The sequence below is a fragment of the Bilifractor sp. LCP21S3_A7 genome (assembly GCF_052118825.1).
In the GTDB taxonomy this organism is placed as follows: domain Bacteria; phylum Bacillota; class Clostridia; order Lachnospirales; family Lachnospiraceae; genus Bilifractor.
The window spans coordinates 11,764-24,133 of the sequence record NZ_JBQKGL010000018.1 but is presented as its reverse complement, the minus strand read 5'-3'; the positions used below and the strand labels follow the sequence as shown (position 1 = coordinate 24,133).

At 50.0% G+C, this 12,370-nt stretch carries 11 protein-coding genes; all 11 read right to left on the bottom strand.

The annotated features are described in order from the left end of the window. Nucleotides 1–35: 35 nt before the first annotated feature. The 11 genes from ACTQ1O_RS13260 to flhA all read right to left on the bottom strand — a co-directional run bounded on the left by ACTQ1O_RS13260 (nt 36) and on the right by flhA (nt 12,360). Nucleotides 36–1,676 carry a nucleotidyltransferase family protein gene (locus tag ACTQ1O_RS13260; protein ID WP_441487671.1) on the bottom strand — a complete coding sequence of 547 codons (1,641 nt, stop codon included), beginning with the start codon at nt 1,674–1,676 and terminating at the stop codon, nt 36–38. Nucleotides 1,677–1,711: 35 nt separating this feature from the next. Continuing rightward, nucleotides 1,712–2,128, bottom strand: a complete 417-nt coding sequence (locus ACTQ1O_RS13255) for a hypothetical protein (RefSeq protein ID WP_441487670.1) — start codon at nt 2,126–2,128, stop codon at nt 1,712–1,714. Then, complete coding sequence (locus ACTQ1O_RS13250) at nt 2,121–2,525, bottom strand: flagellar export chaperone FliS (RefSeq protein ID WP_441487669.1); 405 nt, start codon at nt 2,523–2,525, stop codon at nt 2,121–2,123. The genes ACTQ1O_RS13255 and ACTQ1O_RS13250 overlap by 8 nt, the downstream gene beginning before the upstream one ends. A 45-nt stretch (nt 2,526–2,570) precedes the next feature. After that, complete coding sequence (gene fliD, locus ACTQ1O_RS13245; protein ID WP_441487668.1) at nt 2,571–5,099, bottom strand: flagellar filament capping protein FliD; 2,529 nt, start codon at nt 5,097–5,099, stop codon at nt 2,571–2,573. A gap of 354 nt (nt 5,100–5,453) precedes the next feature. Next, nucleotides 5,454–6,032 carry a late competence development ComFB family protein gene (locus tag ACTQ1O_RS13240; RefSeq protein ID WP_441487667.1) on the bottom strand — a complete coding sequence of 193 codons (579 nt, stop codon included), beginning with the start codon at nt 6,030–6,032 and terminating at the stop codon, nt 5,454–5,456. 168 nt (nt 6,033–6,200) lie between these two features. Continuing rightward, nucleotides 6,201–7,157, bottom strand: a complete 957-nt coding sequence (locus ACTQ1O_RS13235) for a chemotaxis protein (RefSeq protein ID WP_441487666.1) — start codon at nt 7,155–7,157, stop codon at nt 6,201–6,203. Nucleotides 7,158–7,168: 11 nt separating this feature from the next. Continuing rightward, nucleotides 7,169–7,636: a chemotaxis protein CheD gene (locus tag ACTQ1O_RS13230; RefSeq protein ID WP_441487665.1), complete on the bottom strand. Its 468-nt coding sequence runs from the start codon at nt 7,634–7,636 to the stop codon at nt 7,169–7,171. A 133-nt stretch (nt 7,637–7,769) separates the two neighbouring features. Then, nucleotides 7,770–8,507, bottom strand: coding sequence for a flagellar hook-basal body protein (locus ACTQ1O_RS13225; RefSeq protein WP_441487664.1), 738 nt, complete (start codon nt 8,505–8,507; stop codon nt 7,770–7,772). Between the two features lie 66 nt (nt 8,508–8,573). Then, the gene (locus ACTQ1O_RS13220; protein WP_441487663.1) at nt 8,574–9,329 is read right to left on the bottom strand and encodes a flagellar hook-basal body protein; all 756 of its coding nucleotides are present in this window, start codon (nt 9,327–9,329) and stop codon (nt 8,574–8,576) included. Between the two features lie 21 nt (nt 9,330–9,350). Then, nucleotides 9,351–10,130, bottom strand: coding sequence for a sigma-70 family RNA polymerase sigma factor (locus ACTQ1O_RS13215; RefSeq protein WP_441487662.1), 780 nt, complete (start codon nt 10,128–10,130; stop codon nt 9,351–9,353). A gap of 31 nt (nt 10,131–10,161) precedes the next feature. Beyond that, nucleotides 10,162–12,360: a flagellar biosynthesis protein FlhA gene (gene flhA / locus ACTQ1O_RS13210; RefSeq protein ID WP_441487661.1), complete on the bottom strand. Its 2,199-nt coding sequence runs from the start codon at nt 12,358–12,360 to the stop codon at nt 10,162–10,164. Between the last annotated feature and the right edge of the window lie 10 nt (nt 12,361–12,370).

The following is a 12,370-nucleotide window of genomic DNA, read 5'->3' as shown; positions in this document are numbered from 1 at the left end:
CACACCGCTCCATACTTATCTGCATTACCTGTCTGTCAGCGGAAGGAAAAGGGCATTTCCTCCGTCTTCCAGTTCTCAAACCGTTCGAAAAGGTTGACATTCTGTCCACCCGGATCATTAACCGGCGTGATCGACGCAATGATAGATTCCCGGTTCTGATCGAGCATATCATACAGCTCCAGATCCTCTCTTTCCGGAATCGCACGGTCGAAGACAACCGTCACATGACCGTCATACTCATTGTCTGCATCCATGTGAAAGAGCTTGCCCAGATAATATCCGTTCTCTTCTCTGGACACCATTGAGGCGTTGAGACCGTCATCATAGACCTGAAAGGTAAGGAAAGGAATCCTGTCACCCCTCTGAGACCGGATCATCAGCTTTACCCGATAGGTGTACGGGTTTCTCTCCTCCGGCTGCAGATCGGAATTGCTGAAATCCTCCTTCGTCTGCTCCAACCGGACTGCCCAGTGATTTTTCCACAGATTCGGCAGTGTGAGGTCAAAATACGGCGTACCCACAAGAATACCAAAATCGACCTCGTCAACCGTCACCCTGCCGCTGATATACTTCTGTTCTCCGTTCTCTCCCGCCGAAGCCTTCTGCTCGGGATGCAACAGGCTTCGCAGAAAGCCGATTCGCTGTGCGGTTCCGACTCGCTGTGCTTCTCGTCTCTTTCTCTTCTCCCGTTCCTTTTCCTGCTTCTGCTGGTATTTCTGAATCTGCAGACAGATCTGGCCAACCTGATGAATCTCATGCTCAGGCCTTGCAAGACCGTTGGACAGAATCTGCCTCTCTATCTCGTCATATAACTCGAGTCCGTCCTTCGGCGCGTTAACCAGATCATCATCCCGGCTGCCGAACCACATCGCCGCGATATGCAGCAGTGCCTCCGCGATCTCGTCAATTCCCAATTTATGAAGCCACTCGTGTACAAGCGCCGCATCCATGTCTTCCTGATACCCTCTGAACATCAGATATGTGTCCAGAAGCCGCCTGAGTGTCAGCAGCTTTCTGCAGTACTGATATACGGTACTTGTGATGCAGTAGATAAATCCATATTCCATTGACAGTCCGCGGATATGAAAAAAATGCGGATCCGGATAGGACCCCTCCATCAGTTTTTTCATGCCGCTCTGCAGCCCCTCTGTTTCGAAGGGAATCTTCCGGAAGATGTCCACCCGGAAATCTGCGGCATTCGCCATATGCTCGCCATATCCCGGACAGCCCTCTGTCGTCTCATAACCGTTGTCGATCAGGTAATCTCTCGCCTTGTCATAATTATTCTCATCAAAAAAAAGCTGGAGCGGGGAATTCCCGGCAGCTTCGGGTATCTCATAGAATTCTCTCACGGACGAACTTGCCAGTACAATACACGGAACCTGATTTGCGTCGAGCATTCCCAGTACCCCTGATTCCGCCTTTTCGTAGATGTCTTTGTATGCGAGGGCCTGCTGATATCTGCGGAAGAAACGGTTCTTCCACTCCTCTTCCATCTCCTCAGAAGCCCCGAGCAGCCCCAGATAGACGATATTCGCCACCTTATGATAATCTGCCATCCGGTAGATCCGTTCCCAGTGAACCTTGCGGGAGTGAACCGGATACAGATGATCCTGCCGGATGATTCCCCCGACCATATTTACCAGAAATCTTCCTTCAAATAAACTATGACTCATTCCTTCCCCTTAAGACCTTTTTGCGTCCGTGACTGTCACAGATGGTGCTCTGCAGCGTAGTAAGCCGACTTCTCTCTGGCGTTGCGCAGACTGATCATCCGGTCCTCCGCCCGGGTCTCCGCAATCAGTCTGCGGACTCCCCGGCGGATATCCACGATTTTCTCTTCCAGAGGATCCACGGCCCTCACGTTTTCAGGATCCGGACGCAGAAGGCGCCGCACCAGATCCGCGCCTTCCCTGCTTTCCTCCCCGATCATCAGAAGAGCCTCCCAGTTCTGTTCACAGAGGCTGAACTGATCGGATCTCATTTTGAGGACAAGACCGGCGGACACATCGTCGCTGCGGGAAAAGGCGTCATCCAGATCATCGGTCAGCCGTTTGATCTCATGCATAATATTATATCGTCTTTGCAGCAGAATGGCCATTTTTTCCTTCAGATTTTCTTCAGACAATGACTTTTTTCTCCTCAATCACGTGAGATACCGTCGTCTTCCTGGCGGCTCCGTCAAAACCGTCTCTCAGATTCGTCATAATTGTAATCATCTCGGGAATCTCATTCGCCATGCGTTTGCGCGCCGCTACCACACGCCCTGCGTCATACTGGAGATACATATACAGTCTCCTGAGATCACGGCTGATTCTCTGCTCCATGTCAAGGGTATTGTTCAGATACCGTATGATTTTCTGAAAGTAGCTCATATCCTCTTCAAATTTGTCATACTGCTCGTCTTCAAGGGATAAAGAAGCGCGCTTCAGGTCCTTGATTGACTCGTCCAGCAGCAGCACCAGCAATTCGCCCTTGCTCATGGATTCCACGCTTTGATTTCTGTATTTCTGATAAGGATTCATTTTACGATCTCTCCTGTCTGTTCATCAAAAAGGTATAGCACGTTCTCATCCGGTAATACCGCTGAGATAAGAGTACTGCGAATTCAGTTCACTGATAGATGACTCCATCGATGAAAACTGGGTAATGTAACGGTCCTGCTCCGTCTTTAACAGCGACTTAAGGGATGTGATCTTCTCGTTCATCTCCTTTATGCTTCGGTAAATATTATTGTCCTCTTTCGTCAGGATCAGTTTTGAAGATCCGGCTTCTTCAACGAGTTTGCCGTAGGAATTGCCGTTTCTGGTGGCAAAGCGGGTTGCGTACGGCGTCAGCAGATTTTCGATAACCTGAGCCATGCCCTTGCCGGACCCGTTTCCGCCCATGATCTCCTGAACGGTTTCATTGTCGTTCTCGAGAGCGGCCTTGAACTTGCTCTCATCGAAACTGATTTTGCCGCCGTCACTGTAGTCGTCCGACATACTGATTCCGATTTTCTCCATATCGGTATAGCTGTGGCCCTGTTCCATCATCTTTGTGAAAAACGACTGAAGTGTGTCACTGAAATCCCGGATTACCGTAGAGCTGTACAGAATGCCTTCCTTGGCTTTCTTCTCCCATTCCGTGATCTCCTTTTCCGTCATTTCCTTTTCCTGATCTTCGGTAAGGGGATCATAGCCCGACGACGGTTTGTTCCGGATCTGATCATTGACCGCCGTTACGATCTCATTATAGGAATCGATGAATTTTTTTACTTTTTCCGTCACCTTGTCGGCATCTGTCTTTGATGAGAAACGAACCGCTTTTCCGGCGTCAACCGTCTCTGTGCCGTCGGCGTTTTTCACCATTCCGAAGGTTCCGCTTACCGTTATGGAAAGGCCGTCAATGCTGAACGTGTTTGTACCGCTGTGAACCCTCTGATTGATTCCGTTTCCGTAGTTATAGATCATCTCGGCATCCTGTCCGTCCTGACTGACGCCGGTGATTCCTCCATCTGCTGCCTGTGTGCCGAAAATGGTGCTTTCCGCCCCTTCTCCCAGCGTGATTGTCCTTCCGGATCCGGATTTTCCGGCAATCAGCACGAACTGATTGCTGCCTGACATGTAAGTTGCCTTCACTCCCGCGCCGCTGCTGTTGATACGGTAGAGCATATCTCTCAGTGTTGAAGACGCGGTAATTCCAGATACCTTGCTTCCGTTTATTGTGAAATCAGACAGCTGCTGGTTCAGTTCCTCTTCGGAAATCGCGGAAGCAAACCCGAGGCGCTCACGATTCTCCCAGATTGAGCTGTCCAGATTCAGTTTTGTCGAAGCATGATTGGTGATTCCCAGATTAGACAGGAGCTCACTGTCGCTGCTGCTGATGCTGAGCTGCTCACTGCTGTCCGCCGGCGCGAAGGAAATGGAACCCGCGGTGGAATCAAAGCTCACCTGGATTTTTCCGGATCCGAACGCGCTGTCCAGCTTTTTCTGATACAGCCCGGCGATCGCCTCCACCCTTTCCCCCGCATCCGCGGCAGATGATATGCCGCTCATATCCCCGGAATCAAGGGCAATGTCCGCTGAAGAGCCGCTGTATGAAAAGCTGAGCTTTCTGCCCGACAGATAATCAGACAGCGTCTCCGTCTTCTGAATGGAGCTGCTGAATTTATTCGTATTTGTACTGCTGGCGATATTGCTGTTGTACTCCTGGATCGAGATCCCCTTTGTGCTGTACTCCTTTGTAGCGTCCGCCTTCTTCAGCGCATCTACATCAATTCCCATGGCACGAAGTGCCTCGTCTCCTGCCTTGACCTGATATGTGGAGGAGGCTGTTACGTCCTTTGTCTCGGATCCGCTCTTCTGCACCACCTGCATGGAAACCTTGTCAGCCTTGCTGTCATAACGGAACCTGAGGCTCAGATCATCCCCCATACTCACCGGGTTCTGATCCAAAGCTTTATTGATCTCATCCACGAGCGCGGATTTATCCTTCATGGTGTAATCTATAGATTTGCTGACTTCTTTTCCATTTTCTGTATCCTTGTAAACCGTCGGGAATACGAATACCGATTTCGGAATAAACTTGCTGTTGGTACTGTCATAGGTGCCGAAGGTAATGGATGTCGATCCCGGACGGATCGCCGCTGTCGTTACATCACCTCTGAGATCTCCGGTAGTGACAGGACCTCCGGATCCCTTTGTGCCGGACACAATGGTTGCGGAACTCGCAAGCCGGGTAACCGCGCTTACCGCAATATTTTCCGTCAGATCAGACAGTCCCTCCGCCTTGATATACTTTGCGGAATCAGAATCTCCCTCTGCGGTCAGAAGCTTTTTCGCATAGGTATCCGGATCCTTTAATGCGCTTTCAGATGAAAATGTAAGATATTCGTCCTCCAGACTGATTACCTTATCCGAGATGTTCTGATAAGCTTCCTGCTTCCACTGTTCTTTTGTAATTGCCTGCTTCTGTTTGGTGATCTTCGAGCTCGTACCCAGGGTCAGCTGCTCGATCAGTGAATCCCTGTCGATACCGGAAACCATACCTCCGAATCCCTTCAGGCTTGTATTGCCCAGACTTGACGTTGACGAAGAACTGTCTGAAGATACTTTCATATATATTCACTCCCTGACTTTATGCAATCCTTGTTCTCTGCGCTGCGCTCTATGTGTTTCTCTGCGTTGATCTCTCGTTGATCTCTCGTTGATCTCTGTATCATATATCGTCAGAATCTGCTTTCTTCATAAGCCCTGATCTCTATGAGCTTCAGAATTTAAAGAGCCGGAAGAAATGGATCGCCCACTTCTTCCGGCTGTATGCCTGCTGTGCTGCTCAATTATTTCCGCTATCCCCGCATTATCCCGGAGAAGATCGTTTTCTCTCGCTATCGCGACGCTCGCCGCACACGAATACTTCGCATTCGGCTGCGGCTCACTGTTCGCGTAAATCATAATTCTGCGGGACTGACCTCAGCGGTTGTGCCGCGGATGATCCCTTACAGTCACGCATGCCTTCAGTATTGCGTCCCTTATCTCGCTTCTGTGTTTCTTCTCGAAGTAACTGATCTGCGGCGATGTGGAATGCCTGTACATGACACAGTATTTCGCGGGCAGGCTGGACAGCGTCAGCGCGAGAACATCCGCCTGACACCTTTCGCATGTACATACTCCGACGCTTCGCATCATTTCCAGAACATGTTCCCGCCTTAGAATTTCCGAATAAACATTTACAATGTGAAAGCCGTCCGAAATATCCGGATTGTCGGCCTGATCCCCGAAAACACTGGATTCCAGACGTTTCTCCAGATTGTCCCGGATAACATCCGATATCTGGTCCGCGACAGAGGTTTCCTCGACGACAGTAACTCTTGGCCCGGAAGTCCCTCCGACCCTGAATGCATGCGGGCCTTTTGAGGACCTCCTGTTCATATCTGTTCCGCCCTCCGACGTCATACGGTTTTCCGGGGATACCTCTATTCTGGTGTCAAATGCTTTTCTTACGGTATCCGCGATTCCATCTTCTTCATTTCTGTCAATCTCGTCTGCCATATCAACTGCCTCTTTATTCCCGTGTAATATCATTCCGGCATCGCGCCATACCTGATTATGTTTCCTGTTCTCGCCAATATCTCAGGTAAGCCCGCACCCATCATCACAGTTGCCCTGTTATCTCTGTTCGCCGGCAATCCATCATCACGGCTGCCTTATGGTCAGACCTCAGCTCTGAAAACCTTCTTTTCTGTTTTCGCGAAACCGACGGACAAGTTCATCCAGAACCTGGACCAGATGACCAATCTCCGGCTTGGAGAGCTGTTCGTCTGCGCCGACTTCCTTTCCCTTCAAAAACATCTGCTCGTTGATAAGAGAAGAGAAAATAACAACCGGAATATTTCTCAGCTGTTTGTCCGATTTGATCAGCCGCGTCAGACGATGTCCATCCATCATAGGCATCTCAAGATCCGTGATTACTACATTTACTCTGTCATACAGATCAGCGTTCCCTTTGATTCCATTCAGATAATTCCAGCACTCCTGACCATTGTTGAACATCGTAATCTCTGTGTACCCTGCCTTCTCCAGTGCGGACCGCACCATTTGCTGAAGCAGGACCGAATCTTCCGCAATCACAATCGGAGCCGAATCATTCTCACGGGGTCCCAGCTCCTCCACTTCAGAAATTTTGATTGATGTCTCAGGAGCTATTTCCGCAACAATCTTCTCGAAATCAAGGATTGTAACCAGCTCATCCTCGCATTGGGCGATACCGGTTGCAACGCTGTCGTCTCCGTTCTCGAGTGTTTTATCCGGTTTGCTGATATTTCTCCACGAGATCCGGCTGATCCCCTCAATGCTGTCCACGCGGAAGGCTACCATCATCTTGTTAAAATTCGTGATGATGAACAGATCTCTTGAATTCTCCAAATGATCCGGTTCTCTTCCTGTCAGATACTTTGCCAGATTAATTACCGTGATCAGGGATTCCCTCGGTTTAAAAAATCCCTCAACAGCAGGATGTGCATGCGGCATCGGCTTCACATGCTCACTCATCATGATTTCCTTAACCTTTGCGACATTAATTCCGTAAAGCTCTCCTGCTACCCGGAATTTCATGATTTCAATCTCATTTGTACCTGTTTCCAGAAGAATTCCTTCTTTTTCGTTCTTCTTCGCCATTCCGGCACCTCCTATAGATGTATCTGTTCTCTTCCGGCAGCCCTGACGCTGACGTCTCCATTTCTGAGATCCAGGCTCATTGTACGCGCGGATACACCCCCGACGTCTTCTGCCGCAATCCAAAGGCCCTCCCTGGCCAATGTCTGTCTCGCACTGTACACGTTGCGATCACCAATCATGCCGAGAGATAAATTTCCATCATCACCGAACATCTTCGCTCCACCTGCCATTTTGACAATGGCTCTGTTTTTGCAGAAGCCTTTCCTGGTCAGTTCCTGCAATGTCTCGTGAATTCCGCTGTCCGCATACTTCATCGGATTCACATCCCGATTTTCTCCCTTAGCCGGGAGGAGTACATGGAGGAGAGCACCAAGTTTAAGAAGGGGATCATAAAAACTGATTCCCACACAGGACCCCAGCGCATAGGTTATCAATATCTGATTTCCCTGGCCGACCTTCATATCTCCGATTTGAACCAAAACTGTATCTTCCATCAATTTCTTTATGCCACTTCTACTTTGTACGGATTCCTCTTTGTGCCGATTCTTCTTTCTTCCGGCTTTTCTTTACATATCTGTAAACGCCGATGATACCCGGCGGCCGTCAGAATCTTCAGTTATGAAGTCCGTTTATTGTTGTCATGATCTCATCAGATGCAGCAACCATGCGCAGATTATAGGAAAAGGCCCGCTGTGCCTCAATTACATTCGTCATCTCCCGGGCCATGTCTGTGCCGGAAGACTCGAGCGCTCCCTGAACCATTTGCCCGTCCTCATAAACGCTTACGGGATTGTTGCGGTCTCCCTCTCTGACACTGTAATTATTCTCTCCTGTATTCTGCAGCCGCGACGGGAACGGCACGGTAAATATACCGATTTTCCGCTCCCCCGCTATCGTTCCCTCCACAGCATCGCTGAGGTAGACCGGCTGATTCTGCATATCGAGCACCTGCTGATTCGAATCCGTCAGAAGAGCCTGTCTCCCGTCCGCCATTACTCCGGCATGGAAATGCCCGTTCCGCGTCAGGAACATCTCTCCTGTCGCCTGATCTCTGACCCGGAAAAAAGTATTATTCTCCGTAAGTGCGAAATCCAGTTTTCTGTCAGTGGAATGCAGTGCTCCGCCTCGGAAGTTTGTCGGTGCGGAGCTGAGTGCCGCCCCGGATGATGTCGCCAGATCGGTATTCTCGTTCTCCGGAGCATTCAGGTTATATTTCACCAGTTCCGTAAACGACGCATTCTTCGGTTTAAAACCGTTTGTGTTAACATTCGCCAGGTTATTCGATACTATATCCAGTTTTTTTTGTGCCGCTGACGCGCCAACCGCGCCCGTCCAAAATGACATATCCATTTTACGATCGTATCCTTCCTTCGTTATCGAAGACCAGCTGTCACAGATCAATTTTCTGCTGTCCGGTTATCGCAGACTTCCGACATCTCCCGATGCCTTCTGCAGCACAGTATCATACAGCCTGAGCATCTGTGCCGCGCTCTGCAGGGCTCTCTCTGACGACATCATTGCGGTCATCTGTCCGACCATATCGGCATTGGACTGCTCAAGATATCCGTTCATCACCTTTGTGCGGCCGCTGAGATCCCTGCCGCCCTGTCCGGAGTACATTCCGTTGTCCTCCTTGCGAAGCGCGTCCGTGTCAGGAAATCCGACAATTCGGATCTGTCCGAGCAGACGCCCGTCTGATGACCGGATCCTGCCGTAGTCATCCGCCGTAAAATTCTCATTATCAATCCGGATCGGCTGCCCGTCCGTTCCGAGAACGTCTCCGATGTTCTCAAGCCGCAGAACGCCTCCGTCCGATACGGAAAAAGAGCCGTTTCTGGTATAACGGACGCCGGACGGAGTTCTCACCGCGAAGAACCCGTTGCCGGAAATTGCGAAGTCATACCTTCCTTCTGTCTCCTTTAACGCTCCCTGAGAAAAATCCGTATACGTCCGGTCTGCCTTTACAATCGGTGTGGCAGTGTGAAGATCCGTGCTCGTCTTCCGGTCTGTTCTTCCCGTCCGCACCACCATTTCTTCCCGAAACGTAGACATCGTCATCGTATCCTTCTTAAATCCGGCGGTTTCTACATTTGCCATATTATTGCTGATTGTATTCAGATTTCTCTGCTGCGTCAGTATTCCGGATGTCAACTCATAAAATCCCTGATACATGATTACCTCCCCGTTATTGTATCAATTCTCTGCAAGCATGAATTTTCTCAGTTTTTTCACTGCCTGCGCGTGCAGCTGGGAGACTCTCGGCTGGCTGATTTCCATAACATGCGCAATCTGGCTCATATTTAAATTATCGACATAATATAACGAAATTATCATCTTTTCTTTCTCTTGAAGAGAATTAATCGCATCCGCAAGCATTCTCACGGTCTCGCCCTTCAGATAGCTCTTCTCGGGCTGTGCGCTGATATCCTCCTCCGGTACCTGCAGCACTGCTGAATCATTGTCTTCATAGGTCATATCCAGAGACAGGACATTGACCATCGTCTCCATACTCCTGATCTTCCGCAGTCTGCGGATATCGATCCCCGTAGATCCGGCTAATTCTTCATCTGTCGGGGCCCTTCCGTTCATTTCTGACAGCGAACGGTACGCGTCTTCTATTGACTTCTGATCCCTGTGAAAATTCCTCGGCATCCAGTCATTTTTTCTCATAAGATCAATCACCATGCCGCGGATGCGGCGCGATATAAACGTCTCGAATTTGATATTGCTGTCGGGCTCATAGCGTTCAATCCCCTTCATTATTTCCAGTACGCCCTCATTGATGATATCCTCCGGCTGCGTAAAACTGGCGAACATGTCTCTCATCTGAAATGCGATGGCCTTTACGATATAGAGATAACGGAGAGTGATTTCCTGTTTCAGTGCCCGCTTTTCCGTTTCATCACTTTCCCGGAAATAGAGGGCAAAGAGTTCTTCATTTGATTTGCCTTTCCATTCTTCTTTATTCACCACTCATATCCCCCCTCTGTTGGTCTGCTGTTCCTCAGGATACCTGCTTCTGATCCGATTCAAGCTTCAGACTTCCGATAGCCTGAATCTGTACATTATCCGCGACTTCATTAAAGGAAAGCACCCGTACATTCGGATAAAACTGTCCGATCATCCGCTGGAAATGAGCTCTCATAACCTGTGAAGTAAGGATCACCGGTGCCTGACCAAAGCTGCTGAATTTCTTTACCCCTTCCTGAACCTGCCGGATTACACTCTGCAGAATATCGGGCGACAGTGCCAGATAATAGCCGTTTTCGCCCTTCGCAAGAGAATCCACCATTGCCTTCTCCAGATCCGCGTCCAAAGTAAGCACGCGCATGTTGCCGTCTTCACAATACATCCTCGTGATCGTGCGTTTCAGAGCTATACGCACCTGTTCCGTTATCGAATCAATATCCCTGGCCTGCATACCGCCGTCTGAAACCGCACCTGCCATTGTCTCGACAATGGTTTCCATATCCTTGATCGCGACACCTTCCCGGAGAAGCTGAACCAATACCTTCTGCAGCATATTGTATGTAACCGTACTCCCGATCACATCGTTCACAAGCTCCGGGGCTGTTTTCTTCAGATTTTCCACAAGCCGCACCACTTCCTGCCTGGTAATGAGTTCGTAAGAGTGAAGCCGGATAACCTCTGACAGGTGGTTGACCATAACAGACATCGGGTCGATTACAGTGTAGCCATAGAGCTCTGCCCGTTCCCGGTTCTCCGGCCGGATCCATTTGCTCGGGATTCCGTATGCCGGCTCAATCGTATCTATGCCGTCTATTTCCTTTTCAACGCTGTCAGACTGAAGCGCTAGAAAATAATCCACAAGAATCTCGCCCCGGGCGACCTCTTCTCCCTTTATTTTTATGACATATTCATTCGTCCCGAGTGTTGAAGAATCTCTGAGCCGGATCGAAGGAACCACAAAGCCCATGTCCTGCGCGTATTGACGCCGGAAGATGACAATTCGGCTGATCAGTCTTCCCCCGATCGATTCGTCCGCGAGCGGTATGAGGCTGTAGCCGAAGTCGAGTTCAATCGGTTCTACCGTAAGAAGCTTGTAGATATTATTAACATCCTTGAAATAATCTTCCTCAGATACCGTCTTTTCCTCGGGTTCAGACGCCTTTGCCGCAGCAGGCGTGCCTCCTGCGGATGCCTTCACATTTCCTTCTGAAGAAGCCTTCCCCATGCCTTCCTCCGGACCCTTTCCGAACCCCTCCATGGCTCTTCCGATCCGCGGCTGCTCCCCCATTTTCTTCTCCAGTCTGTAGCCGGCAAGGATCAGCAGACCTCCTACGAGAAGCACATACGGAACAGGCATGCCCGGCACGACCACAAGCGCGCACATTACGAGACCGGAAATCAGAAATGCCCGCGGCTGCATGAGGAATTCCCGTGAGATATCCTCATTCAGAGAACCTTCCGCGACCGCACGCGTCACAATCATTCCGGTTGCCGTCGAAATCAGCAGGGACGGGATCTGTCCTACCAGACCGTCTCCGACTGTCGCGATGGAATAGGTGGACGCGACCGTTGCGAGATCACCTCCGCCCTGTACCATTCCGATGATTATTCCTCCGACAAGGTTGATCGCCGTTGTAATCAGAGACATTGTTGCGTCTCCCTTTACAATCTTGGTCGCGCCGTCCATGGATCCATAGAAGTCCGCCTCCCTCTGCACCTTAAGCCGGCGGCGGGCAGCCTCCTGCTCATCGATCAGACCTGTCCCCATATCTGAATCGATCGCCATCTGCTTTCCCGGCATCGCGTCCAGATTAAACCGGGCCGCTACCTCGGCCACACGCTCGGCGCCCTTGTTGATTACAAGGAAATTCATCAGCACAATGATGATATAAATGACAAGCCCGACAACAATGTTGCCCTGAAGCACAAAGTCTCCGAAGGCCTTGATTACCTTTCCGGAAGAACCTCCGTGTGCCAGTATGTTCCGCGTTGTTGAAACATTAATGCCAAGACGGAAAAGCGTCGTAATCAGAAGAAGGGTCGGAAAAATGGAAAATTCAAGCGGTTCATGAATAGACATGGTGATTACGATAATCATCATGGAAATCGCCATATTCAGCAAAATAAACACGTCAATCAATCCCGCCGGGATCGGAATGATCATCATCAGCACGATGACCAGCACCATGAGCGTAACGGAATTTGATAACAGTTTTTTGACCAATCTCTGCATGTGTCCGACT